Here is a 25,386-nt window from a genome sequence, read left to right on the forward strand (position 1 = left end):
GACTGTGGCGACGCGCCAACGCGACGAGCTCAGCTCCGTCGTGTTTCAAGAGATTGCCGGTGCAGTTCCCCGAAATGGGGTATACTGCCCGGCTCTTGTCGCCTGCCATTTCCATGGCGGGCTTTTGTTTAAGCCACGTCCGGTCTCATGCAGAACCGGACTAGCGCCTGGGTGTCGCTGACACCGCTGGGGCGTGATTATTTAAAAGGATTCTAACGTGGCACGTTATATCGGACCAAAAGCAAAACTGTCGCGCCGTGAAGGCACCGATCTGTTCCTGAAGAGCGCACGCCGCTCGCTCGACTCGAAGTGCAAACTGGACGTCAAGCCAGGCCAGCACGGCGTCAAGTCGGGTGCCCGCACCTCGGACTACGGCAACCAGCTGCGTGAAAAGCAGAAGGTCAAGCGTATCTACGGCGTGCTGGAGCGTCAGTTCCGCCGCTACTTCGCCGAAGCGTCGCGCCGCAAGGGCAACACCGGTGAAACCCTGCTGCGCCTGCTGGAATCGCGCCTGGACAACGTCTGCTACCGCATGGGCTTCGGCTCGACCCGCGCCGAAGCGCGCCAGCTGGTCAGCCACAAAGCCTTCACCGTGAACGGCAACGTGGTCAACATCGCTTCGTACTCGGTCAAGACCGGCGACGTCATCGCCGTCCGCGAAAAGGCCAAGAAGCAAGTGCGTATCGCTGAAGCCCTGTCGCTGGCTGAGCAAGTCGGCTTCCCGAGCTGGGTCTCGGTCGATGCCAAGAAGCTGGAAGGCACCTTCCGTTCGTTCCCTGAGCGTAACGAGATCGCTGCTGACGTCAACGAAGCGCTGATCGTCGAACTGTACTCGCGTTAATGACGACCCGGGGGATGGCCATTGGCCGTCCCCCAGTCGTCACCCCCGCGAAGGCGGGGCCCGGTTTTGCCGGCTACATCGCGAAACCTGGGTCCCCGCCTGCGCGGGATCGACGTGGTGGTGGCGCGGCCGCAGCAATCAAGGATTGGCGCCGCAACGAGTCCCGGACTTCCACCGCCTCCGTCGCAACCGAATTCGTATCACCGCTTGCTCTTTCGAGCGAGCTTTTTTTTCTAATGCCATCAGCCTTATCGGTGTAACGAGCCGAGGGTATTGAAGAGGACATTCATGCAAAACAGTCTGTTGAAGCCACGTATTATCGATGTCGAAGCCCTGGGCGCCGGTCACGCCAAAGTCGTGATGGAGCCGTTCGAGCGTGGCTACGGCCACACCCTGGGCAACGCGCTGCGCCGCGTGCTGCTGTCGTCGATGATCGGCTACGCTCCGACCGAAGTGACCATCGCCGGCGTCGTGCACGAGTACTCGTCGCTGGACGGCGTCCAGGAAGACGTGGTCGACCTGCTGCTGAACCTGAAGGGCGTGGTGTTCAAGGTGCACAACCGTGACTCCGTCACCCTGACCCTGAAGAAGGAAGGCGAGGGCGCGGTGCTGGCTTCGGACATCGACCTGCCGCATGACGTCGAACTGATCAACCCGGACCACGTGATCGCTCACCTGACCGCTGGCGGCAAGCTCGACATGCAGATCAAGGTCGAGAAGGGCCGTGGCTATGTGCCGGGTAACGTGCGCCGCCTGTCGGAAGACACCAACAAGACCATCGGCCGCATCATCCTGGATGCATCGTTCTCGCCAGTGCGTCGCGTGTCCTACGCCGTGGAATCGGCCCGTGTCGAACAGCGTACCGACCTGGACAAGCTGATCATCAACATCGAGACCAACGGCGTGATCACCCCGGAAGAAGCGATCCGCCAGTCGGCCCGCGTCCTGGTTGACCAGCTGAACGTGTTCGCCGCCCTGGAAGGCACCGAAGCCGCCGCCGAAGCGCCGTCGCGCGCTCCGCTGGTCGATCCGATCCTGCTGCGTCCGGTGGACGACCTGGAGCTGACCGTCCGTTCGGCGAACTGCCTGAAGGCCGAGAACATCTACTACATCGGCGACCTGATCCAGCGTTCGGAAAACGAGCTGCTGAAGACCCCGAACCTGGGCCGCAAGTCGCTCAACGAAATCAAGGAAGTGCTGGCTTCGCGCGGCCTGACCCTGGGCATGAAACTCGAAAACTGGCCGCCAGCCGGCCTCGAGAAGTAATCGTGGCGGGACCTCGATAAACCTGCTGCGCGGGCACATTTCCGGCCTGCTCGCTACGGTTTCTCGAGGTCCCGCGACGTTAGCTGTTGATCCGTTTTTGTTGCACCCCGTCTGAGGCATGTTGCTGCAGGCGGTTTTAACCCTGAACCGGTCCGCGGTCATGCCCTGGCATGAACGATCGAAGAACTGGAATCGAAAACACCGAAAGGAACTACCATGCGTCACCGTCACGGCCTCCGTAAGCTGAACCGTACTTCTTCCCACCGCCTGGCAATGCTGCGCAACATGACCGTTTCGCTGCTGCGCCACGAAGCCATCAAGACCACCGTTCCGAAAGCTAAGGAACTGCGTCGCGTCGTCGAGCCGATCCTGACCCTGGGCAAGACCGACACGCTGGCCAACAAGCGCCTGGCGTTCGCTCGCCTGCGCGACCGCGAAATCGTGCAGAAGCTGTTCGCTGAACTGGGCCCGCGCTACGCCACCCGCAACGGCGGCTACCTGCGCATCCTGAAGATGGGTTTCCGCGTTGGCGACAACGCGCCGATGGCCTACGTCGAGCTGCTCGACCGTCCGGAAGTCGGCGCTGCTGACGAAGCACCGACCGCTGAGTAATCGGCGACACGGAAAAAAAGACCAGGCTCCGGCCTGGTTTTTTTTCGTCCCTGCGTAAACACGGCCGAGTACGCGAAATGTCCAGCCGGTGTACCATTCCGGTGCGCTGTAACAACCCATCCGAGACCATGCACCGTTTGACTACCAGAAGCCTGCTGCAGGCCTGCCTGACGCTGTTCGCAGCCTTCGCCCTGTTCTTTTCCAGCGCTGCGCGCGCCGAAGAGGAGTTCCTCGATCCCGCCGTGGCCTTCCGCTTCGCCGCGCGCATGGCCGACCCGCAGACGCTCGAAGTGCGCTACCAGATCGCCGACGGCTACTACATGTACCGCGAACGTTTCGGCTTCAAGGCCGATGGCGTCACCCTCGGCACGCCGCAGATCCCGCCGGGCAAGGTCAAGTTCGACGAGACCTTCCAGAAGGATGTCGAGACCTACAAGGGTTCGGTGACGATCCGGATTCCGGTCGAAGGCAGCGGCAACTTCACGCTGGTGGCGAGCAGCCAGGGCTGCGCCGACGCCGGCCTGTGCTATCCGCCGCAGGAACACACGGCCTCGCTCGCCGTGGGCGGGGCCCAGTCCGGCGGCGGCCTGCCGATCGGCGCCGCGGCGGGCGCGTCACCCGCGATGTCGGTGCCGCTCCCGTCCCAGCCGGTTGCCGACAGCGCGCCGGCTGCGAACAGCGCCGACGCGAATCCCCCGTCCGCCGCGGCCGCGCCGGCGGCGCAATCCGAGCTCTCCAGCATCGCCAGCATCCTGCAGGGCGGCCGCCTGCTGGCCATCATCCCGGCCTTCGTGCTGCTGGGCCTGGGCCTGGCGTTCACGCCCTGCGTGCTGCCGATGGTGCCGATCCTGTCCTCGATCATCGTCGGCGAAGGCCGCCAGGTGCGCCGCTCGCGCGGCTTCGTGCTGTCGCTGGCGTATTCGCTCGGCATGGCGATCGTCTACACGGCGCTGGGCATCGCGGCCGGCCTGGTCGGCGAGGGCCTCGCGGCCGCGCTGCAGAACCCGTGGGTGCTGGGCGGCTTCGCGCTCCTGATCGTCACCATGTCGCTGTCGATGTTCGGCTTCTATGAGCTGCAGATGCCGGCCGCGCTGCAGACCCGCCTGGCCGGCGTGTCCGGCCGCCAGGCCTCGGGCAAGCTGGCCGGCGTGTTCGCGATGGGCGCGATCTCGGCCCTGATCGTCGGACCCTGCGTGGCCGCGCCGCTGGCCGGCGCGCTGGTCTACATCAGCCAGACGCGCGACGTGCTGGTGGGCGGCGCCGCGCTGTTCTCGATGGCGGCCGGCATGAGCATCCCGCTGCTGCTGGTCGGCGTCTCGGCCGGCTCGCTGCTGCCGCGCGCGGGCAAGTGGATGGAATCGGTCAAGCGCCTGTTCGGCGTCCTGATGCTGGCCATGGCCGTGTGGATGGTGTCGCCGGTGATCCCGGCGCTGGCCCAGATGCTGCTGTGGGCCGCGCTGCTGCTCGGCTATGGCCTCTACCTGCTGCGCCATCACCGCCATTGGGCGTCGATGGCCGCCGGCGTCGCGTTCGCGCTGCTGGGCGGCATGCAGCTGGTCGGCGCGGCCAGCGGCGGGCGCGATGCGCTCGCGCCGCTGGCCCACCTGCGCGGCGGCGCACCGCAGGCGCACCTGAAGTTCCAGCGCGTGAAGACCGTGGCCCAGCTCGAGCAGGTGCTGGCCGATCACAAGGGCAAGACCGCGATGCTGGACTTCTATGCCGACTGGTGCGTGTCCTGCATCGAAATGGAAAAGCTGACCTTCATCGATCCGGCGGTGCAGGCGAAACTCGCCGGCACCGTGCTGCTGCAGGTCGACGTCACCGCCAACGATGCCGACGACAAGGCGATGCTCAAGCGCTTCGGCCTGTTCGGGCCGCCGGGCATCATCCTGTTCGACCGCGATGGGCGCGAGATTCCGGACAGCCGCGTGATCGGCTACCAGGATGCGCGCAAGTTCCTGGTGTCGCTGGGCAAACTGGAGAGGTGACAGCAGGGTTGGCAGCTTCGCTGCCAACGCGATCGGCAAACGCTGCCTGGACGCGTTGGCGGGGAACCCGCCAGCCCTACGGATGCACCAAAAAAATGGACGCCCGCGGGCGTCCTTTTGCGTTGATGGTTTAGCCAATCAGCCGTGCATCATGCCGTGACCATGGCCATGGCCGCGATGATGACGCCCGCCGTGGCGCTGTTTCGACTGCTCGTCGAAGACCTTGCGCTGCTCGGGCGTGAGCACCGTGTAGAAGCTGTTCAGGGCCGACAGGCGCGCTTCCATGCGCGCGGTGCGTTCCTTCTGCATGTCGATGCGCTTCTGCATGCGCTGCGGCGCGCTCAGGCTGTCCCAGGCGGCGCGGTCCGGGCGGCCGGCGCGCTCGCCTTTCCGGTCCGGCGTCATGCTCGCGACAAACGCATCCCAGGCCGGCTGCTGCGCCGGCGTCAGCTTCAGCGCGTCGCGCAGTTTCGCCTGGTGCTCGGCACGCGCCTGGGCATGCTTGGCGCGGAACTCGGCCTTCTTGGCCTGGCGTTGCTCCACGGTCAATGCGTGGCCGTGGCGGCCATCGGCGGCCGGGGCCTGGGTCTGCGCCTGGACGCCGACTGCGGCGCCAGCGATGCCGAGAGCGGCGAGGGCGATCACGATATTCTTGCGGAGGGTGTTCATGCTTGTTCCTTTGTAAGGGTAGGTGGTGTGCACCGGTCGTTTGCTGCACGGGATCCATCTTCGCCAAAACTTGTAACCACTGGATTTCCCCTGTCTGGTACTTTGTATCAATATGTTTCGTGGGTGAGCGCTTATACAAAACCGATACAAAACGGCACTCCGGCCTTCCGCCAGACGCGGATAATTGAGCTTATGGATACTCCCTCTACGATTCTGATCGTCGACGACGACCGCGACATCCGCACCTTGCTGGCGGACTATCTCGAGTCGAACGGCTACCGCACCATGGCCGCCGCCGACGGCAGCGCGATGTGGAAGGCGCTCGACGACGCCCGCCCGGACCTGATCGTGCTCGACCTGAACATGCCCGGCGACGACGGCCTGACCCTGTGCCGCAAGCTGCGCGCCACGTCCAGCCTGCCGGTCATCATGCTGACCGCCCGCAACGAGCCGCTGGACCGCATCCTCGGCCTGGAAATGGGCGCCGACGACTACCTGCCCAAGCCCTTCGAGCCGCGCGAACTGCTGGCGCGCATCCGCAGCGTGCTGCGCCGTTCCCATGCGATGCCCTCCAACGCGCCGTCCGACAACGTGCAGCAGATGCGCTTCTCGGGCTGGACCCTGGACCTCACCGCGCGCCACCTGGTCAATCCGGACGGCATCGTGATCATGCTGTCGGGCGCCGAATTCCGCCTGCTGCGCGTATTCCTCGAGCATCCGAACCGGGTGCTGAACCGCGACCAGCTGCTGAACCTGACCCAGGGCCGCGACGCCGACCCGTTCGACCGCTCGATCGACATCCAGATCAGCCGCCTGCGCCAGAAGCTGGGCGAAGATGCGCGCATGCCCCAGATCATCAAGACGGTGCGTAACGGCGGCTATGTGCTGGCCGGACAAGTCACCGTGGAGCCCCCGGTGTGAAAGCCTTCTTCGGATCGATGACCGGGCGGGTGTTCATCACCATGCTGCTCGGCATCCTGATCTCCGCAACCCTGACCCAGCTGGCATCCGACTACGAACGCCAGCGCGCCATCGAGGAACAACGCGACCAGCACCTGCTGGAACGCGCCGAGCAACTGATCATGGCGACCGAGATCGTGCCGGACTCGGCGCGCTCGGTCTACCTGGCGGTGGCCAACCGTCCCGGCCTGCGCCTGGAAGTCGGCACGGCCCAGCCGCTGGCGGCCTCGTCGAGCTGGTTTGCGCACTCGCTGGCGGCGCGCCTGGGCGAGGGCTATACCGTCGCCTCGGCCGCCTCGCGCCCGCCCTCGTGCGACATGCCGCACCACCAGCCGGTGCTCTACGGCCTGCTGCGCACCCAGTGGCGCGGCGCCTGCGAGACGCTCAACGTGCGCCTGCGCGACGGCGCCGAGCTGCGCCTGCTGGTGCTGCCGCCGCGCTCGGCGATGGCCGGCCCCGAGATGGATCTCCGCTCCGTGATCGCCCTGTTCCTGGTCAGCATCGGCTCGCTGGCCTATGTGGTGGCGCGCATGACCACGCGCCCGCTCAAGCAGCTGGCCCAGGCCGCCCAGGACCTCGGCCAGGACATCAACCGCGCGCCGCTCGACCTGACCGGCGCCAGCGAGATCCGCCAGGCCAGCGCCGCGTTCAATGCGATGCAGGCGCGCCTGCGCCAGTACATCTTCCAGCGCACCCAGATGCTGGCCGCGATCACCCACGACCTGCAGACCCCGCTGACGCGCATGCGCCTGCGGCTCGAGAAGGTGTCCGACGCCGAGCTGCAGGAACGCCTGATCGGCGACCTGTCGGCGATGCAGGAAATGGTGCGCGAAGGCCTGGTGCTGGCGCGCAGCATGGACACCACCGCGCCCATGCAGATGCTCGACCTCGATTCGCTGCTGGAAGCGGTGTGCGCCGACGCCAGCGACGCCGGCCAGCAGGTCGAGCTGGAGGGCAAGGCGTCGATGGCCCTGCTGGGCCGCCCGCTCGACCTGCGCCGCTGCCTCGGCAACCTGATCGACAACGCGGTGAAGTATGGCCGCGAGGCGCGCGTGTGCGTCGACCGCATCAACGGCGCGGCGCGCGTGCGTATCCGCGATCGCGGTCCCGGCATCCCCCAGGGCGAACTGGTGCGGGTGTTCGACCCGTTCTACCGGGTCGAGACCTCGCGTTCGCGCGCGTCCGGCGGTACCGGGCTGGGCCTGACGATTGCGCGCAATATTGCCGAACACCATGGCGGCAGCATTGCGCTGGCCAACCATCCCGAGGGAGGGCTCGAGGTGACCCTGATGTTGCCTGAGTATTACCCGAACAAAAAATAATCCTGTAACAACGGTGTGCGAGAATGCGGCGCGATTTGCGCGCTCGCGCCAACGACGATATAGAAAGAGCCGCCGGCACTGGCGGCAAGGGAACCGAATGAAAAAGAAGAATCTGGGATTGATCTGCGGAATCGCTGCGCTAGCCGTGGCCGGCGCATGGTACCTGAACCAGGGCAGCGGGGCCCATGCCGACAACGGCGCCGGCGCCAAGGGCCCGGGCGCGATGCCGCCGACGGTGGTCAACGTGGTGGCGCCGCAGCGCCGCGACGTCGGCGTCGAGCTGCTCGCCACCGGCACCGTCACCCCGGTGCGCACGGTCGACCTGCATCCGCAGACCACGGCCGCGATCCGCACCGTGCACATCCGCGAAGGCGAGTTCGTCAAGGAAGGCCAGCTGATGTTCTCGCTGGACGACCGCGCCGACCGCGCCAACGTCGCCAGGGCCGAAGCCCAGGTCGCGCGCGACCGTGCCACCCTGGCCGATCTCGAGCGCCAGCTCAAGCGCGCCCAGGAACTGGTGGCGCAGAAATTCATGGCCCAGAGCGCCGTCGATTCGCTGCAGAGCCAGGCCGAGGCCCAGCGCGCGCTGGTGCAGTCGAACCAGGCGGCGGCGCGCGCCAGCCAGGTGAGCGCCAGCTATACCTCGATCCGCGCGCCGATGTCGGGCCGGGTCGGCGCGATCGACGTGCACCCGGGCAGCCTGGTGCAGATGACGACCTCGCTCACCACCATCACCCAGCTCGATCCGATCAATGTCTCGTTCACCCTGCCGGAATCCTCGCTGGCGGCCCTGATGGCCGCCCAGAAGCAGGGCAAGGTCGAATTGCGCGCGAATGTCACGCCCGAGTCCCAGGCGGTGCTGGGCCACCTGAGCTTCATCGACAACACGGTCGACCCGGAAGCCGGCACCATCCGCGTGAAAGGCGAATTCGCCAACCACGACACCGGCCTGTGGCCGGGCCAGTACGTGACCGCGCGCGTCACCGTGCAGACCCTGCAGGACGCGGTCGTGGTCCCGCAAAACGCAATCATCACCAACACCAGCGGCACATTCGTGTATGTTGTCGGTGAGGACAGTTCGGCGCGTCAAATACCGGTCAAGCGACTGCATGCGTTCGGCGATTTCGCGGCGGTGTCGGGCCTGTCCGGGAATGAAAAAGTCATCACTGAAGGCAAGCAGAACCTGCGTCCGGGCAGCAAGGTGCGCCTGGCCGGCGCGGGCAAGCCGGGCGCGGCAGCTGGCCAGAAGAAGGGTGCCTGAGCATGAATATTTCCGAGCTGTGTATCCGCCGTCCGGTGATGGTGGTCTTGCTGTCGATCAGCCTGGTGCTGGTCGGCGTCCTGGCCTACATGCACATCCCGGTCGCGGCTTTGCCGAGCTATAACACGCCGGTCATCAACGTCAACGCCAACCTGCCGGGCGCCAGCCCGGAGACGATGGCGTCCTCGGTCGCGCTGCCGCTCGAGAAACAGTTCTCCACGATCGCCGGCATCAACCTGATCACCTCCACCAGCACCCAGGGCAATACCTCGCTGACCCTGGAGTTCGACAATTCGATCGACGTCGACAAGGTCGCGGTCGACGTCCAGGCCGCGCTGCTGCTGGCGCAGCGCCAGCTGCCGCAGGAAATGACCGACCTGCCGTCCTACCGCAAGATCAACCCGGCCGATGCGCCGGTGCTGTTCATGCACATGAGCTCGCCGTCGATGGACCTGGCGGAGCTGAACGACTACGCCGAAAACCTGGTGTCGCCGGCGATCTCGACCGTGCCGGGCGTGTCCCAGGTGACGATCAACGGCCAGAAGCGCTTCGCCGTGCGGGTGCGCGCCAAGTCCGACCTGATGAATGCGCGCAATATCTCGATGGACGAGCTGGCCACGGCCCTGCGCGCCGCCAACTCGAACACGCCGCTGGGCATCCTGGACGGCCCGGCCCAGTCCCTGACCATCCAGGGCGGCGGCCAGCTGATGCGCGCCAAGGACTTCAGGGAACTGATCGTCGCCACCCGCGACGGCCTGCCGGTGCGCCTGAAGGAAATCGCCGAGGTCGAGGACAGCTACCAGTCGGTCAAGGCGGCGGGCAGCCTGAACGGCGAACGCTCGATCTCGCTGATGGTGCAGCGCCAGCCGAACGCCAACACGGTGCAGGTGGTCGATGCCGTGCGCGCCCTGATCCCGCGCTTCGAGGGCCAGCTGCCGGCCTCGATCCAGATCAGCCTGGTCAACGACCGCTCGACCTCGATCCGCGAAGCGATGCACGACGTCAACCTGACCCTGGCCGGCACCGTGGTGCTGGTCATCCTGGTGATCTTCCTGTTCCTGCACCGCCTCGCTGCGACCTTCATTCCCGCCATCACGGTGCCGATCTCGCTGCTGGGCGCGCTGTCGCTGCTTTACTCGCTCGGCTATAGCCTGGATAACATTTCGCTGCTGGGCATTACGCTGGCGGTCGGCCTGGTGGTCGACGACGCCATCGTGGTGCTCGAGAACATCGTGCGCCACATGGAGATGGGCAAGAAGCCGATGCAGGCGGCCCTGGTCGGGGCGCGCGAGATGGGCTTCACCATCATCTCGATCTCGATCTCGCTGGTGGCGGTGTTCATCCCGATCTTCTTCATGCCGGGCGTGATCGGCCTGCTGTTCCGCGAATTCGCCGTCATCGTCGGCCTGGCGGTGCTGGTCTCGGCCGCCGTGTCGCTGACCCTGGTGCCGATGCTGTGCTCGCGCATGCTCAAGGGCGGCGGCCACGTCGATCCGAAGGAAATGTCCTGGATCGGGCGCCGCTTCGAAGCCATGTTCGTCAACGTGCGCGACGCCTATGCGCGCACCCTGGACGTGGCGCTGCGCCACCGCTTCCTGGTCCTGATGCTGGCCGCCGGCACCTTCGCGCTGACCGCCGTGCTGTACATGACCATGCCGAAAGGCTTCTTCCCTGAGGAAGACATCGGCCAGATCCGCGTGACCGTCGAGGCTTCCGAAGACACCTCGTCGGCGGCGCTGGCCGAGCTGCACGGCAAGGTGGTGGACATCATCCGCGCCAGCCCCTACGTCAAGGACGTGACCTCGTTCACCGGCGGCGGCAACACCGGCCGCATGTTCCTGGTGCTCAAGCCGCGCGGCGAGCGTCCGCCGATGCCGCTGGTGGTCGACGAGCTGCGCAAGTCCACGCGCGGGGTCGCCGGCGTGCAGGTGTTCCTGGCGCCGGTGCAGAACCTGCAGCTGGGCGGCCGCCAGAGCAAGAGCCGCTACCAGTACACCCTGCAGAGCGTGTCCGGCGGCGAGATCGGCGGCTGGGCCGCGCAGTTCATCGAGCGCATGCGTGCCGACCAGCGCTTCCGCGACGTCACCAGCGACTCGCAGAACAAGGCCTTGCAGGCGACGGTCGACATCGACCGCGACAAGGCCGCGCTGCTGGGCGTGGAAATGGCCGACGTGCGCACGGTGCTGTACGCCTCGTTCGGCGAGCGCCAGGTGTCCACCATCTATTCCACCGCGGCCAGCTATTTCGTGATCCTCGAGGCCGCCGCGGCCGACCGCTACTATGAAGAAGCGCTGGGGCGGGTCTCGGTGCGCAGCAAGAACGGCGACCTGGTCAAGCTGTCCAGCTTTGCCACGATCAAGCGCACGGTCGGCCCGCTGGCGGTCAACCACCAGGGCCAGCTGCAGGCGATCACCCTGTCGTTCAACCTGGCGCCGGGCGTGCCGCTGGGCGACGCCACCGCCGCCATCGACGAGATGGCGCGCGACATCAAGCTGCCGGCCTCGGTGATCACCAACTACGGCGGCGACGCGGCCGTGTTCCAGGACACCCAGTCGAGCCAGCTGATCCTGATCATCACGGCGATCGGCGTGATCTACGTGCTGCTGGGCGTGCTCTACGAGAGCTACATCCACCCGCTGACCATCCTGGCCGGCCTGCCGTCGGCGGCGGTGGGCGCGCTGCTGACCCTGTGGCTGTTCGACATGGACCTGACCCTGATCGCCATGATCGGCATCCTGATGCTGATCGGTATCGTGAAGAAGAACGCGATCATGATGATCGACTTCGCGCTCGAGGCCCAGCGCAGCCACGGCATGAAGCCGCAGGAAGCGATCCGCGAGGCCTGCATCCTGCGCTTCCGTCCGATCCTGATGACCACCCTGGCGGCAATGATGGGCGCGCTGCCGATCGCGCTCGGCATCGGCGCCGGCGCCGAGCTGCGCCAGCCGCTGGGCCTGGCGGTGGTGGGCGGCCTGATCTTCTCGCAGGTCATCACGCTCTACATCACGCCAGTGATCTATCTCTACCTCGACCGCTACAGCGGTACCGGTCCGATGTCGGACGAGCAGCTGGCCAAGCTGGAGACCGCCACCCATTGACGGCATGGCGGGCGCGGCGGCATCAAGCCCTGCGCCCGCCGGTTTTAAATGGATCGAAACATTCTGTAACATCCCTTAACGATCAATTAAGTCTGGCGGGCAGCGCATCAGGTGCGCCGCCGCCGCAAAACGGTTAGACTTCGGCTCTCTGGCGTTTTTTTGACGTTGTCTTCAGGAAACCGATCTACCTTGCGTGACCATTCCCACACCTACGACACGGACAGCGAAGTATGCTCGCACTGCGGGCAGCCGCTGCCGCGCGCCGTGCCGACCTATGGGCGCAAGGGGCCGAACCGTCCTGCACTGGCCGCCACGATCGGGCTGCACCTGCTGCTGATCGCGATCTGGTTCTTCCAGCCCGAGACCGACCAGAAGCAGGCCAGGCCGGCGTCGGAGAGCGAGGGGGAGGTGGTGTACGTCCAGCCGATGCAGCCGCCCAAGCCGCAGCAGCGCGAGCAGGCGCCGAAGCCGGTCACCAAGCCTTCGCCCATCAAGAGCACGCCGCGTCCGCAGAAGGAGCGGATCGACATCGCGCGCCTGAAGAACACGATCACCCAGCCGGAAGAGCGGCCGGTGGAAGAGCCGAAGCCGCAGCCCCAGCCGAAGACCGAGGTGCCGCCGGAAATCACGGACATGGCCGCCCTGGTCGAGGCGCGCCGCAAGCAGCGCGGAGCGCCGACCGGCAGCGAGCAGCCGGTCGAGGAAAGCGACGCCGCACGCGGCACGCGCAACGCGCTGGCCAATATCGCCGCCATCAACGGCCGCGGCCGCGAAGACCGCAACGAGACGGGCGGCATCTTCTCGATCTCGAACAAGACCTTCCACAGCATGGACCTGAAGTTCCGCGGCTGGAACCCGAACTTCCAGCGCCGCTGGCTGACGCAGGTGACGGTGGAGCAGGGCAGCGAGCCGGATGTCGAGACGGCCGTGATCAAGAAGATGATCGAGCTGATCCGGCGCGAGAAGAAAGGCGACTTCGAGTGGGATTCGCACCGCCTGGGCAGGGTGGTGAAGCTCAGTGCGCGGCCGGAGGATACGCAGCAGCTGATGGAGTTCCTGTACAAGGAGATGTTCCCCGAGTACAAGTCGGCGCGGCGCTGAGCCAGGTTTGCTCGCACACTACCAGCCCAAACAAAAAACCGTGCCGAGGCACGGTTTTTCATTGGTTCAGTACGAAACTCAGCCCTTGGCCTTGAGCTTGCGCGCAATCTCCAGCGCGAAGTAGGTCAGCACGCCATCCGCGCCCGCCCGCTTGAACGCCATCATCGACTCCATCATGACCTTGTCGTGATCCAGCCAGCCGTTCTGCGCCGCCGCCTTGAGCATCGCATACTCGCCGCTGACCTGGTAGGCGAAGGTCGGCACCTTGAACTCGTCCTTCACGCGGCGCACGACGTCGAGGTAGGGCATGCCCGGCTTGACCATCACCATGTCCGCGCCCTCGGCCAGGTCGAGCGCCACTTCGCGCAGCGCCTCGTCGCTGTTGGCGGGGTCCATCTGGTAGGTGTTCTTGTCGGCCTTGCCCAGGTTGGCGCTCGAGCCCACCGCGTCGCGGAACGGGCCGTAGAAGGCCGACGCGTACTTGGCCGAATACGCCATGATGCGGGTGTGGATGTGGCCGCGCTCTTCCAGCGCGGCGCGGATCGCGCCGATGCGGCCGTCCATCATGTCCGACGGCGCCACCACGTCCACGCCGGCGTCGGCCTGGGTCAGCGCCTGGCGCACCAGCATCTCGATGGTCTTGTCGTTGACGATGTAGCCGGTCTCGTCCGGCAGGCCGTCCTGGCCGTGGGTCGTGTACGGATCCAGCGCGATGTCGCAGATCACGCCCAGTTCCGGGAAGTTGCGCTTCAGTTCGCGGACCGCGCGCGGCACCAGGCCGTCCGGATTGGTCGCCTCGACGCCGTCATAGGTCTTCAGCGACTGGTCGACCACCGGGAACAGCGCCAGCGCCGGGATGCCCAGGCCGACGCATTCTTCCGCCAGGCCCAGCAGCAGGTCGACCGAGAGGCGCTCCACGCCCGGCATCGATGCCACCTGCTGGCGCTGGTTCTGGCCGTCCAGGATGAAGACCGGATAGATCAGGTCCGACGCCGTGATCGTGTTTTCGCGCATCAGGGCGCGCGAGAACGGGTCGCGACGCATGCGGCGCATGCGTGCGGAAGGATAGGCGGCGGGGGTGATGATCGTCATCGTAATCTTCCTGGAAAGTTATTCGGAATCCTGGTCTTCGTCGGCCTGCGGTTCGTCTGCCCGAGCCTCCGCCGCTGGCGCCTCCCCGGCATCCAGCCCCAGCAGTTCAAGGATCTTGGCATCCGCTTCCTCGATGCCGATGCGCTTGAGGGAGGAGAACAGCTGCACCGTGAACGGGAAGCCGTTGCCTTCCTCGTCGACATAGCTGTCGAGCAGCGAGCGCGCCTGGCGCAGGGCGTTGGTCGATTCGTTGCGGTTGAGCTTATCGGCCTTGGTCAGGATGCAGTGGATCGGCTTGCCGGTCGGGGCGAACCATTCCAGCATCTGGATGTCGAGGTCGGTGAACGGGCGGCGCGAGTCCATGATCAGGACCAGCGCGGCCAGCTGCTCGCGGCGCTGGACATAGTCGCCCAGCAGCTTCTGCCAGTGCAGCTTGGCCGTGCCCGACACTTCCGCATAGCCGTAGCCCGGCAGGTCGACCAGCAGCGCTTCGATCTCGTCGACGCGCACCGCATCCTTGCGGTGCTGGCCCACGTGGGCGCCGCCGATCGAGAAATAGTTGATGTGCTGGGTGCGGCCCGGCGTCTTGGACGCGAAAGCCAGGCCCTTCTGGTTGGTAAGGATATTGATCGCCGTGGATTTGCCCGCGTTCGAGCGCCCGGCGAAGGCGATTTCGGGTACCGAGGTACCAGGAAGATCGCGCAGCTGATTAACGGTCGTGAAGAACCGGGCCTGCCATAATTTGGACATGAGGAGAGGTGTAAAAGACAACTGAATGGCGATGTGGAAACAAAGCTATTGTACAATAAGGGGTTGAACCATGCTCCTTTGCTGGGGGGCGCCAGTAAGGCCGCTGCACTGAACAATTCCAGAAATCTGTTTTTGACTTTTTCAGGGTGCTTGAATGAATCGTTTGACGTTTCCGTTTGTGAGATCCTTGTTGGTTGCAACCCTGGCTGTCTGCGCTAGCGCTTCCGCGGCCGAAGCACCGAAGGCCGTCGCCAAGGTCGACCCCGCCAAGGGCGGCACCCTGTACGACAGCGGCGACGCCGCGCGCGGCCTGCCGGCCTGTCTGTCCTGCCATGGCGCCGCGGGCAACTCGACCATCGTGGCCAACCCGAAGCTGGCCGGCCAGTTCGAAGCATACACCCACAAGCAGCTGATCGACTTCACGACGCCGAACCGCCAGCAGCCGGTCATGACGACCTACGCCAAGATGCTGACCGAGGACGAGAAAAAGAACATCGCCGCCTGGCTCGCCATGCAGAAGCAGAAGCCGGGCGCGGCCAAGAACAAGGATACCGTCGAACTGGGCCGCAAGATCTATCGCGGCGGTATCGCCGAGAAGGGCGTCGCGGCCTGCGCCAGCTGCCACGGCGCCAACGCCGGCGGCATCCCGGCGCAATATCCGCGCCTGTCCGGCCAGCACCAGGACTACACCTTCGCCCAGCTCGACGCCTTCAAGAACGGCGTGCGCAAGAACAGCCCGCAGATGACCACCCTGGCGCAGCGCATGTCGCCGGAAGAGATGAAGGCGGTCTCCGATTACATCGCCGGCCTGCGTTGAACGGGCGCCGCCGATAGTTCCTGTAATTACAAAATATTGACAAAAAGAAAGGGTGTCCGCGGAAGTTGGCGCCCTTTTTTGCTGTATGCTCCGGTTTCCTGCGCAGCCTGCCTGCGCGGCGTGCGTGGCCGGGGAGCGTAGTCCGGACCGCGCCCCGACCGGCACACCAGATGAGTTGTAGAAGATGAGTACCACCGGAATTGAACTGAATACCCGTCGCCGCTGGCTTGCCGAAACCGTCGAGCTGGTGTCCTCGATGCGTTTCGCGATCAGCCTGCTGACCATCATCGCGATCGCCTCCGCCCTCGGTACCGTGCTCAAGCAGAACGAGCCGATGACCAACTACGTCAACCAGTTCGGGCCGTTCTGGTTCGAAGTGTTCGGCATGCTCGGCCTGTACAGCGTGTACACGACCTGGTGGTTCCTGCTGATCCTGGCGGTGCTGATCCTTTCGACCGGCCTGTGCGTCGTGCGCAATGCTCCCAAGATGATGCGCGACATGCGCAGCTGGCGCGAGCACGTGCGCGAAGACTCGCTGCGCAACTTCCACCACAAGGCCGAATGGCAGGCGCCGCTGGGCGGCGCCGAGCTCGCCGCCCAGACCCAGGCCCGCCTGCGCCATGCCGGCTATGCGGTGAAGCTGGTGGCCAAGGATGGCGGCACCCTGGTGACGGCGAAGAAGGGCGCCGGCAACAAGTTCGGCTATATCTTCGCGCATACGGCCATCATCGTGATCCTGCTGGGCGGCGTGTTCGATTCCGAGCTGCCCGTCCGCTTCCAGCAGTGGTTCCTCGGCAAGACCCCCTTTACCGGCAGCGGCGTGATCGCCGAGATCCCGGCCCAGCACCGCCTGAGCGCCGCGAATCCCAGCTTCCGCGGCAATACCGCGATCTCGGAAGGCCAGACCAGCAATACCGCGATCCTGAACCAGCCGTCCGGCGTGCTGGTGCAGGAACTGCCGTTCTCCATCGAGCTGAAGAAGTTCGTCATCGAGTTCTACTCGACCGGCATGCCCAAGCTGTTCGCCAGCGAAGTCGTGGTCCACGATCCCGAGAACGGCAAGAGCTTCCCGGCCAGCATCAAGGTCAACCATCCGCTGATCTACAAGGGCATCGCCGTCTACCAGTCGAGCTTCGACGATGGCGGCAGCAAGCTCAAGCTGACCGGTTTCCCGATGACGGGGGCGGGCGCCAAGACCTTCCCGATCCAGGGCCAGGTCAACGCTTCCACCCCGCTCAAGCTTGGCGACGACACCTATGCGATCGAATGGTCCGGCTTCCGTCCGTTCAACGTCGAGAACGTCGCCGCCGGCAACGATGCGCGCGCCGTCGCCAAGAACACCTCGTTCAACGAGCAGTTCGCCGCCACGCTCGGCAAGGCGTCCGGCTCGGCCGGCAAGAACGCCAACGACAAGGACATGAAGAACGTCGGCCCGAGCGTCCAGTACAAGCTGCGCGACAAGACCGGCCAGGCGCGCGAATTCCTGAACTACATGCAGCCGGTGACGGTCGACGGCGCCCAGGTCTACCTGGCGGGCGTGCGTTCCAGCCCGTCCGAGCCGTTCAGCTTCCTGCGCATCCCGGTCGACGACCAGCATGGCGTGGGCGACTGGATGCGCCTGCGCGCCGCGCTCGCCGATCCGAAGGCGCGCGCCGAGGCCGCCCGCCGCTATGCGCAGCGCGCACTCTCGCCATCCCAGCGCGACGCCGAGCTGTCCGCCCAGCTGCAGGATTCGGCGACGCGCACCCTGACGATCTTCGCCGGCGAGGGCGGACGCGGCGGTTTCGTCGCGGTCGCGGAATTCCTCGAAAAAATCCCGGCCGCCGAGCAGGAAAAGGCCGCGAATATCTTCATGAAGATGCTCAACGGCTCCATGTGGGAACTGTGGCAGGTGGCGCGCGAGGGGGCCGGCGGCAAGGCGGCCGAGCCGAACGAGGCGAATGGCCGCTTCCTGCAGCTGGCCACCAACGCCCTGGCCGACAGCTTCCTGTACGGCGCCCCGGTCTACCTGCAGCTCGACGAATTCACCGAGGTCAAGGCCTCGGTGCTGCAGATGACGCGCTCGCCGGGCAAGAATGTGGTCTACCTGGGCTGCCTGCTGCTGGTGGCCGGGGTATTCGCGATGTTCTATATCCGCGAACGCCGGATCTGGGTCTGGGTCCGCAATGTCGACGGCGGCGCGCATGCGCTGATGGCGATGAGCACCCAACGCAAGACGCTCGACTTCGAGCGTGAATACGAAGAACTGAAAGCAAAGCTGCCGCAACCGGCGTAAGCTGGTGGCGAACTGGAGGAAACGATGGATTTGTCTCAAGCAAGCCAGTCTCAAACCTATCAGGAGGAACCGGGTTACTTCCGGCGCCTGAATGCCATCGACTGGCTGTACGGTATCGGCCTGTTCGCGGCCGCGCTGTTCGCGCTGAACCGCTACGCCGACTACATGGATATCTACGAAAAGGCGATCCTGCTGTGCAGCGCGCCGGTGTTCGCCGCGCTCGGCTGGTACTGGAAGCCGATGCGCTGGCTGCTGCCGCTGGTCGGCGCGCTGTCGCTGGGGGCGATCGCGCTCTACGGCGACAGCCTGGAGGCGGCCAACCAGAAATTCTTCCTCAAGTACATGCTGTCGAGCCAGTCGGCCATCCTGTGGATGAGCGCACTGTTCGTGTTCTCGACCGCGTTCTACTGGATCGGCCTGATCGGCCGCAGCAGCTTCGGCGGCGCCGTCGGGGCCAAGCTGTGCTGGGCCGGCGTGGTGCTGGGCGCGACCGGCATGATGGTGCGCTGGTTCGAGTCCTACCTGATCGGGCCCGACGTCGGCCACATCCCGGTGTCGAACCTGTATGAAGTGTTCATCCTGTTCGCGCTGATCACCGCGATGTTCTACCTGTACTACGAAGAGCACTACCGCACCCGCCAGCTGGGCGCCTTCGTCATGCTGATCATCTCGGCGGCGGTCGCCTTCCTGCTGTGGTACACGGTGTCGCGCGACGCCGCCCAGATCCAGCCGCTGGTGCCTGCGCTGCAGAGCTGGTGGATGAAGATCCACGTGCCGGCCAACTTCATCGGCTACGGCACCTTCGCGCTGGCCGCGATGGTCGGCACCGCCTACCTGCTCAAGTCGCACGGCATCCTGGTCGACCGCCTGCCGGCGCTCGAGGTGCTGGACGACGTGATGTACAAGTCGATCTCGGTCGGTTTCGCCTTCTTCACCGTGGCCACCATCCTGGGCGCGCTGTGGGCGGCCGAAGCCTGGGGCGGCTACTGGTCGTGGGACCCGAAGGAAACCTGGGCGCTGATCGTCTGGCTGAACTACGCGGCCTGGCTGCACATGCGCCTGATGTCGGGCCTGCGCGGCCGCGCGGCGGCCTGGTGGGCGCTGGTGGGCCTGCTGGTGACGACCTTCGCTTTCCTGGGCGTGAACATGTTCCTGTCGGGCCTGCACTCCTACGGCGAGCTGTAAGGCGAGCTCAAGCAGGCCATAACGCCTGCTTAAGCCAATTCGTGTATGGTGAAGATTCTCTCTGCTTGCGGGGTTCACCATGTTCATCAAACGTCCTCCGAACGGGATCGATCTCCCGTTCCCGTCCGAGATCACGCCGCGCGCAGTCTACGAAGGGCGGCGCGATTTTCTTGCCCGTATCGCGGCCACGGCCGCGGTCGGCACCGGCATCTGGGAGATGGCCAACCGCGAGGCCTTCGCCCAGGCCGCCGGCCAGCGCCTGGCCGCGCAGGCCAACCCTGCGCTGTCGACCAGCGAAAAGCAGACGCCCTTCAAGGACGCCACCCGCTACAACAACTTCTACGAGTTCGGGACCGACAAATCCGATCCGGCGGAAAACGCCCACACCCTGCGCACCCGTCCGTGGACGGTGACCATCGAGGGCGAAGTGAAGAAGCCGGTCACGCTCGACATCGACCGCCTGCTCAAGCTGGCGCCGCTCGAGGAGCGCATCTACCGCCTGCGCTGCGTCGAAGGCTGGTCGATGGTGATTCCCTGGGTCGGCTATCCGCTGTCGCACCTGCTGCGCCAGGTCGAGCCGACCGGTAACGCGCGCTTCGTCGAATTCACCACCCTGGCCGACCGCAGCCAGATGCCGGGCCTGCGCAGCCGGGTGCTGGACTGGCCGTATGTCGAGGGCCTGCGCATGGACGAAGCCATGCATCCGCTCAGCCTCCTGACCGTGGGCATGTACGGCCAGGTGCTGCCGAACCAGAACGGCGCCCCGGTGCGCCTGGTCGTGCCCTGGAAGTACGGCTTCAAGTCGGCCAAGTCGATCGTGCGCATCCGCCTGCTGGGCAAGCAGCCGCGCACCGCCTGGAACGATTCGGCGCCGAACGAATACGGCTTCTATTCGAACGTGAACCCGAATGTCGACCACCCGCGCTGGTCGCAGGCGACCGAGCGCCGCATCGGCGAGGACGGCTTCTTCCAGCCCAAGCGCAAGACCCTGATGTTCAACGGCTACGACCAGGTGGCGTCGCTGTACACCGGCATGGACCTGAAGAAGTTCTACTGAGCGATGGCGACCACCCCGAACGACAGGCAGCTCGGCTGGATCAAGGCGGTGCTGTTCGCGCTGTCGCTGGTTCCGTTCGCGCGCACCGCATGGCTGACGGTGCAGGGCGAACTGACCGAGCCGCTGGCCTACATCACGCACGCCACCGGCGACTGGGCGCTGTACTTCCTGTGCATCACGTTGACGGTGACGCCGCTGCGGCGCCTCTCCGGCTGGAACTGGGTCATCAAGCTGCGCCGCATGTTCGGGCTGTTCTGCTTCTTCTACGCGCTGCTGCACTTCATCACCTTCCTGTGGTTCGACCACTTCTTCGACCTGGCCGAAATGTGGAAGGATGTGCTCAAGCGGCCCTTCATCACGGTCGGCTTCATCGCCTTCGTGATGCTGATCCCGCTGGCCGCGACCAGCACCAACGGCATGATCCGGCGCCTGGGCGGCAAGCGCTGGCGCTGGCTGCACCGCCTGATCTACCTGATCGCGCCGCTGGCGATCCTGCATTTCTGGTGGATGAGGGCGGGGAAGAGCGATTTCGCCGAACCGATCCTGCTCGGGTCGATCGTGGCCGTGCTGCTCGGGGTGCGAGTGTACTGGGCGCGCTCCCAGGCCCAGCCGGCGCGCGCCTGAGCTGACGCAGTCTGTGATATGCCAAATGAATCACAGGCTGCTGAATCAAATATTGGACAACTCGTGACGCAGGCGGCACCCTGATACTCCCATTTTGTTTGCCGTTCGAGGAGATCCCATGCCGACTTACCGTTCCCGTACCACCACCCAGGGCCGCAACATGGCGGGAGCGCGCGCGCTGTGGCGCGCCACCGGCATGAAGGATGGCGACTTCGAGAAACCGATCATCGCCGTCGTCAACTCGTTCACGCAGTTCGTGCCGGGCCACGTGCACCTGAAGGACCTGGGCCAGCTGGTGGCGCGCGAGATCGAAGCGGCCGGCGGCGTCGCCAAGGAATTCAACACCATCGCCGTCGACGACGGCATCGCGATGGGCCACGGCGGCATGCTGTACTCGCTGCCGTCGCGCGACCTGATCGCCGACTCGGTCGAATACATGGTCAACGCGCACTGCGCCGATGCGATGGTCTGCATCTCGAACTGCGACAAGATCACGCCCGGCATGCTGATGGCCGCGATGCGCCTGAACATCCCGGTGGTGTTCGTGTCCGGCGGCCCGATGGAAGCGGGCAAGGTGGTCAAGGTCGTCAACAACGACAGGAAGGTCATCAAGCTCGACCTGATCGACGCCATGATCAAGGCCGGCGACTCCTCGGTGTCCGATGCCGACGTCGCGGAAATCGAGCGCTCGGCCTGTCCGACCTGCGGTTCCTGCTCGGGCATGTTCACGGCAAATTCGATGAACTGCCTGACCGAGGCGCTGGGCCTGGCCCTGCCGGGCAACGGCACCATCGTGGCTACCCACTCCGACCGCAAGGAACTGTTCCTGCGCGCCGGCCGCCTGATCGTCGACATCGCCAAGCGCCACTACGAGCAGGACGACTACTCTGTCCTGCCGCGCAACATCGCCACCAAGGCGGCGTTCGAGAACGCGATGGCGCTGGACGTCTCGATGGGCGGCTCGACCAACACCGTGCTGCACCTGCTGGCCGCCGCGCACGAGGCGCAGGTCGAGTTCACGATGGCCGACATCGACCGCATCTCGCGCAAGGTCCCGTGCCTGTGCAAGGTGGCGCCAATGACGGACAAGTACCACATCGAGGACGTGCACCGCGCCGGCGGCATCATCGCGATCCTGGGCGAGCTGGCGCGCGCCGGCCTGCTGGACACGTCGCTGCCGACGGTGCACAGCCCGACGATGGGTGAAGCGATCGAGAAGTACGACATCCGCCGTAGCGACGACCGCGAGGTGCACCAGCTGTTCCGCGCGGCGCCGGGCGGGGTGCCGACCCAGGTGGCGTTCTCGCAGTCGGAGCGCTTCGACGCCAACGACCTCGATCGCAGCGCCGGCTGCATCCGCGACCGCGCGCACGCGTATTCGCAGGATGGCGGCCTGGCCGTCCTGTACGGGAACATCGCGGAAAAGGGCTGCATCGTGAAGACCGCCGGCGTGGACGAAAGCATCCTGAAGTTCTCTGGCAAGGCGCGCGTGTTCGAAAGCCAGGACGCGGCGGTGGAAGCGATCCTGGGCGACACCGTGCATGCGGGCGACGTCGTCATCATCCGCTACGAAGGCCCGAAGGGCGGTCCGGGCATGCAGGAGATGCTGTACCCGACCTCGTACATCAAGTCGAAGGGACTGGGCAAGGCCTGCGCGCTGTTCACGGACGGCCGCTTCTCGGGCGGCTCGTCGGGCCTGGTGATCGGCCACGCCTCGCCGGAAGCGGCGGAAGGCGGCGCGATCGGCCTGGTGGAAGAGGGCGACATGATCGACATCGACATCCCGGCGCGCACCATCAACCTGCGCGTCGACAGCGCCGAGCTGGCGCAGCGCCGCGCAACGATGGAAGCGCGCGGCCAGGACGCATGGCAGCCGGTGGGTCGCGAACGCTATGTCTCGCAGGCGCTGCAGGCCTATGCCGCGCTGACCACCTCCGCCGACCGCGGCGCGGTGCGCGACCTGTCGCAGCTGAAGCGCTAACCCGGCGCCAGAGGCAAAAAAAAACCGCCGGAAGGCGGTTTTTTTCTTCCTGGACATTCAGGGTCAGGTCTGTCATTCGGACATGGACGCACAGTTCTTGCGAAATCTCAGAACGGTTTTAAGTATGCTGAGACTTTTTTCCTCTTTCGGACATGGTCCGTGATGCGCGGGTTGCGGTGATAAATGGGAATCGGGCATTGACGGGTTTGAGATAAACAAGCCAGCATTTTGAGATAGAGCAAAAGTGCACTATCGGTGTCCGAATGACAGACCTGACCCTGAATGCTTGAAGAACCCAAAAAAACCGCCGGGAGGCGGTTTTTTGTTTTGCTTACTTGATCATCGACTCCAGCGCGAACAGGTCGGCCGGATTCTCGCGCTTGCGCACCAGGTGGACCTGGCCGCCGTCGACGATGACCTCGGCCGCGCGGCCGCGGGTGTTGTAGTTGGACGCCATCGTCATGCCGTAGGCGCCGGCCGTCATGACCGCCAGCAGGTCGCCCGGCTCGACCGCCAGGTCGCGCTCGCGCGCCAGCCAGTCGCCCGACTCGCAGATCGGACCGACCAGGTCGTAGGTCAGCGCCTGGCCATCGCGCGGCGTCACCGCCTGCACGCCCATCCAGGCCTGGTACAGGGTCGGGCGCATCAGGTCGTTCATGGCCGCGTCGACGATGCAGAAGTTCTTTTCCGCGCCCGGCTTCAGGAATTCGATGCGCGTCACCAGCACGCCGGTATTCGCCACGATCGAACGGCCCGGCTCGAAGATCACCTTGATCGGCTGGCCGCCGTGGCGTTCGTTGCGCCAGGCGTCGATGCGCGCGAACAGGCGGCCCAGGTACTCGCCGACCGGCACCGGCGGCTTGTCGCCGGCCGCGCCGTAGTCCACGCCAATGCCGCCGCCGATGTCCAGGTGGTGCAGGCGGATGCCTTCGGTTTCCAGGGTGTCGATCAGCTCGATCAGCTTGTCCAGCGCTTCCAGCAGCGGCGCGTCGTCCAGTAGCTGCGAGCCGATGTGGCAGTCGATGCCGACCACTTCCAGGTGCGGCAGCGAAGTGGCGGTACGGTAGGTGTCCAGTGCGTCGTCGAAGGCCACGCCGAACTTGTTGGCCTTCAGGCCGGTCGCGATGTACGGGTGGGTCTTGGCGTCCACGTTCGGGTTCACGCGCAGCGATACCGGCGCGCGCTTGCCCATCCGGCCGGCGACGTCGTTCAGGCGGTGCAGTTCGGGGATCGATTCGACGTTGAAGCAGAGGATGCCTTTTTCCAGCGCCAGCTGCATTTCCTCGACCGTCTTGCCGACGCCCGAGAAGATGGTCTTGCCCGGATCGCCGCCGGCCGCGATCACGCGCAGCAGTTCGCCGCCCGACACGATGTCGAAGCCCGCGCCTTCGCGCGCCAGCAGGTCGATGATCGCCAGGTTCGAGTTGGCCTTCATCGCATAGCAGACCAGGGCGTCACGGCCCTTGCAGGCGTCGTGGTAGGCGCCGAAGTTCTCGAGCAGCGCGGCTTTCGAGTAGACGTAGGTCGGGGTGCCGAACTCTTCGGCGATCTCGGGCAAAGGCAGGCTTTCGGCGTTCAGGACGCCGTGTTGGTACGAAAAATGCGACATGATTATTTGGTCGGGGCAGGGACGGAGGCGTTATTGGACGGGACAGGCTGGGGCGGTTGCGAAGCGGTGGTGGCCGGCTTGGCGGGCGGGTTCGGCAGGTAGAGCGGACCCGTCTGGCCACAGCCGGACAGCGCTAGCGCGAGCAGGGCAGCGCCGGGAAGGAGCGCGATGGAGGACTTCACGATTAGAATCATGGTTTATTGGCAGATTTTGGAGTGTAGCATGACCGAAAGCGAATTTTTGGACCTGGCCGAAAGCACCCTCAACCGGATCGAAGAAGCCTTCGACCGCCTGAACGACGAAGACACGCTCGATGTCGAGTGCAAGCGCAGCGGCAACGTGCTGGAAATCGAGTTCATCGACAACGGCACGAAGATCATCGTCAACAGCCAGGCCCCGCTGCAGGAGATGTGGGTGGCGGCGCGTTCGGGCGGCTTCCACTACAAGCGCGTGGGCGACGAGTGGCGCAACACCCGCGACGACAGCGAGCTGTTTGCCTCGCTGTCGCGTTATGCGGGCGAGCAGGGCGGAGCGCAGGTGTCGCTGGTGTAAGCGGCGAGCCGGCGAAGCAATGAAAAAGGCGGCCGGTGGCCGCCTCAGACCGCTGACAAACCCCGTCTTTTTTACGAAGGCAGGGTTTGTTGCATTTTGAGGCAGCTTGCCCAGGACATTGGGAGCGTACCTGGCGAAAAAATTCGCTGGTACCGCAACAAGTCCGTGTGGAGTCCATACGAGAGCTTGTGATGGCGCGGTGAGCCTGATTTTCGGCGCAAAAATAGGCGCAAGGCCTGTTCCAGCAGGCACGCCATCTTCTTCATGTTCTGGCATGCAGCGGCAAGCAGCGCCTGTGCCTTTACCTTGGCCAATCCGCGGAAGCG

Annotated in this window: 22 protein-coding genes; 16 read left to right on the plus strand and 6 right to left on the minus strand. The window is 65.4% G+C overall.

Going from position 1 to position 25,386, the window contains the following annotated elements:
• The first annotated feature begins 217 nt into the window (after positions 1 to 217).
• The 4 genes from rpsD to dsbD all read left to right on the plus strand — a co-directional run bounded on the left by rpsD (position 218) and on the right by dsbD (position 4,707).
• On the plus strand, positions 218 to 841 hold the full coding sequence (rpsD, locus tag H162_RS0122235; RefSeq protein WP_020655697.1) for a 30S ribosomal protein S4: 624 nt from the start codon (positions 218 to 220) through the stop codon (positions 839 to 841).
• A gap of 288 nt (positions 842 to 1,129) precedes the next feature.
• Positions 1,130 to 2,107 (plus strand): DNA-directed RNA polymerase subunit alpha, encoded by a 978-nt coding sequence (locus tag H162_RS0122240; RefSeq protein ID WP_026354946.1) that lies wholly within the window; start codon positions 1,130 to 1,132, stop codon positions 2,105 to 2,107.
• A gap of 216 nt (positions 2,108 to 2,323) precedes the next feature.
• The gene (gene rplQ / locus H162_RS0122245) at positions 2,324 to 2,719 is read left to right on the plus strand and encodes a 50S ribosomal protein L17 (protein WP_026354947.1); all 396 of its coding nucleotides are present in this window, start codon (positions 2,324 to 2,326) and stop codon (positions 2,717 to 2,719) included.
• A gap of 128 nt (positions 2,720 to 2,847) precedes the next feature.
• The gene (gene dsbD, locus H162_RS0122250; RefSeq protein ID WP_026354948.1) at positions 2,848 to 4,707 is read left to right on the plus strand and encodes a protein-disulfide reductase DsbD; all 1,860 of its coding nucleotides are present in this window, start codon (positions 2,848 to 2,850) and stop codon (positions 4,705 to 4,707) included.
• 138 nt (positions 4,708 to 4,845) lie between these two features.
• Here the strand turns inward: dsbD and H162_RS0122255 are convergent, their stop codons facing one another.
• Entirely contained in the window at positions 4,846 to 5,376 is a 531-nt protein-coding gene (locus tag H162_RS0122255) for a Spy/CpxP family protein refolding chaperone (RefSeq protein WP_020655701.1), read from the minus strand.
• A gap of 192 nt (positions 5,377 to 5,568) precedes the next feature.
• Between H162_RS0122255 and H162_RS0122260 the strand changes: the two genes are divergently transcribed.
• The 5 genes from H162_RS0122260 (at position 5,569) to H162_RS0122280 (ending at position 13,118) form a co-directional block, all read left to right on the plus strand.
• Positions 5,569 to 6,297 carry a response regulator gene (locus tag H162_RS0122260; RefSeq protein ID WP_020655702.1) on the plus strand — a complete coding sequence of 243 codons (729 nt, stop codon included), beginning with the start codon at positions 5,569 to 5,571 and terminating at the stop codon, positions 6,295 to 6,297.
• Positions 6,294 to 7,658: an ATP-binding protein gene (locus tag H162_RS0122265; protein WP_020655703.1), complete on the plus strand. Its 1,365-nt coding sequence runs from the start codon at positions 6,294 to 6,296 to the stop codon at positions 7,656 to 7,658. The genes H162_RS0122260 and H162_RS0122265 overlap by 4 nt, the downstream gene beginning before the upstream one ends.
• Positions 7,659 to 7,755: 97 nt before the next feature.
• The gene (locus H162_RS0122270; protein WP_026354949.1) at positions 7,756 to 8,919 is read left to right on the plus strand and encodes an efflux RND transporter periplasmic adaptor subunit; all 1,164 of its coding nucleotides are present in this window, start codon (positions 7,756 to 7,758) and stop codon (positions 8,917 to 8,919) included.
• Between the two features lie 2 nt (positions 8,920 to 8,921).
• Positions 8,922 to 12,017, plus strand: coding sequence for an efflux RND transporter permease subunit (locus H162_RS31580; RefSeq protein ID WP_040787922.1), 3,096 nt, complete (start codon positions 8,922 to 8,924; stop codon positions 12,015 to 12,017).
• A 189-nt stretch (positions 12,018 to 12,206) separates the two neighbouring features.
• On the plus strand, positions 12,207 to 13,118 hold the full coding sequence (locus tag H162_RS0122280; protein ID WP_020655706.1) for a hypothetical protein: 912 nt from the start codon (positions 12,207 to 12,209) through the stop codon (positions 13,116 to 13,118).
• Between the two features lie 78 nt (positions 13,119 to 13,196).
• Here the strand turns inward: H162_RS0122280 and hemB are convergent, their stop codons facing one another.
• Together hemB and yihA are read right to left on the minus strand one after the other, a co-directional pair.
• Complete coding sequence (hemB, locus tag H162_RS0122285) at positions 13,197 to 14,210, minus strand: porphobilinogen synthase (protein ID WP_020655707.1); 1,014 nt, start codon at positions 14,208 to 14,210, stop codon at positions 13,197 to 13,199.
• A gap of 18 nt (positions 14,211 to 14,228) precedes the next feature.
• Positions 14,229 to 14,960 (minus strand): ribosome biogenesis GTP-binding protein YihA/YsxC, encoded by a 732-nt coding sequence (gene yihA, locus H162_RS0122290; RefSeq protein WP_020655708.1) that lies wholly within the window; start codon positions 14,958 to 14,960, stop codon positions 14,229 to 14,231.
• 154 nt (positions 14,961 to 15,114) lie between these two features.
• Between yihA and H162_RS0122295 the strand changes: the two genes are divergently transcribed.
• The 6 genes from H162_RS0122295 (at position 15,115) to ilvD (ending at position 22,899) form a co-directional block, all read left to right on the plus strand.
• Positions 15,115 to 15,777: a c-type cytochrome gene (locus tag H162_RS0122295; RefSeq protein ID WP_026354951.1), complete on the plus strand. Its 663-nt coding sequence runs from the start codon at positions 15,115 to 15,117 to the stop codon at positions 15,775 to 15,777.
• Positions 15,778 to 15,961: 184 nt separating this feature from the next.
• On the plus strand, positions 15,962 to 18,052 hold the full coding sequence (locus tag H162_RS0122300) for a cytochrome c biogenesis protein ResB (RefSeq protein ID WP_020655710.1): 2,091 nt from the start codon (positions 15,962 to 15,964) through the stop codon (positions 18,050 to 18,052).
• Between the two features lie 24 nt (positions 18,053 to 18,076).
• Positions 18,077 to 19,237 carry a c-type cytochrome biogenesis protein CcsB gene (ccsB, locus tag H162_RS0122305; RefSeq protein WP_020655711.1) on the plus strand — a complete coding sequence of 387 codons (1,161 nt, stop codon included), beginning with the start codon at positions 18,077 to 18,079 and terminating at the stop codon, positions 19,235 to 19,237.
• Positions 19,238 to 19,316: 79 nt separating this feature from the next.
• A complete protein-coding gene (msrP, locus tag H162_RS0122310; protein WP_020655712.1) occupies positions 19,317 to 20,294 on the plus strand; it encodes a protein-methionine-sulfoxide reductase catalytic subunit MsrP in 978 nt (325 codons plus the stop codon).
• 3 nt (positions 20,295 to 20,297) lie between these two features.
• The gene (msrQ, locus tag H162_RS0122315) at positions 20,298 to 20,918 is read left to right on the plus strand and encodes a protein-methionine-sulfoxide reductase heme-binding subunit MsrQ (protein ID WP_020655713.1); all 621 of its coding nucleotides are present in this window, start codon (positions 20,298 to 20,300) and stop codon (positions 20,916 to 20,918) included.
• Positions 20,919 to 21,036: 118 nt separating this feature from the next.
• Positions 21,037 to 22,899: a dihydroxy-acid dehydratase gene (ilvD, locus tag H162_RS0122320; RefSeq protein WP_020655714.1), complete on the plus strand. Its 1,863-nt coding sequence runs from the start codon at positions 21,037 to 21,039 to the stop codon at positions 22,897 to 22,899.
• A gap of 331 nt (positions 22,900 to 23,230) precedes the next feature.
• Here the strand turns inward: ilvD and lysA are convergent, their stop codons facing one another.
• On the minus strand, positions 23,231 to 24,508 hold the full coding sequence (lysA, locus tag H162_RS0122325; protein ID WP_020655715.1) for a diaminopimelate decarboxylase: 1,278 nt from the start codon (positions 24,506 to 24,508) through the stop codon (positions 23,231 to 23,233).
• Positions 24,509 to 24,510: 2 nt separating this feature from the next.
• Complete coding sequence (gene lptM, locus H162_RS33460; RefSeq protein ID WP_084677094.1) at positions 24,511 to 24,702, minus strand: LPS translocon maturation chaperone LptM; 192 nt, start codon at positions 24,700 to 24,702, stop codon at positions 24,511 to 24,513.
• Between the two features lie 28 nt (positions 24,703 to 24,730).
• On the opposite strand from lptM, the gene cyaY reads away from it, so the two are divergent.
• Complete coding sequence (cyaY, locus tag H162_RS0122330; protein ID WP_020655716.1) at positions 24,731 to 25,060, plus strand: iron donor protein CyaY; 330 nt, start codon at positions 24,731 to 24,733, stop codon at positions 25,058 to 25,060.
• Between the two features lie 71 nt (positions 25,061 to 25,131).
• Here cyaY and H162_RS35020 read toward each other — a convergent pair.
• Positions 25,132 to 25,386: hypothetical protein (locus tag H162_RS35020; protein WP_211223737.1), on the minus strand; the 255-nt coding region annotated here is incomplete at its 5' end.

The organism is Massilia niastensis DSM 21313 (assembly GCF_000382345.1).
Lineage (GTDB): Bacteria > Pseudomonadota > Gammaproteobacteria > Burkholderiales > Burkholderiaceae_D > Telluria > Telluria niastensis.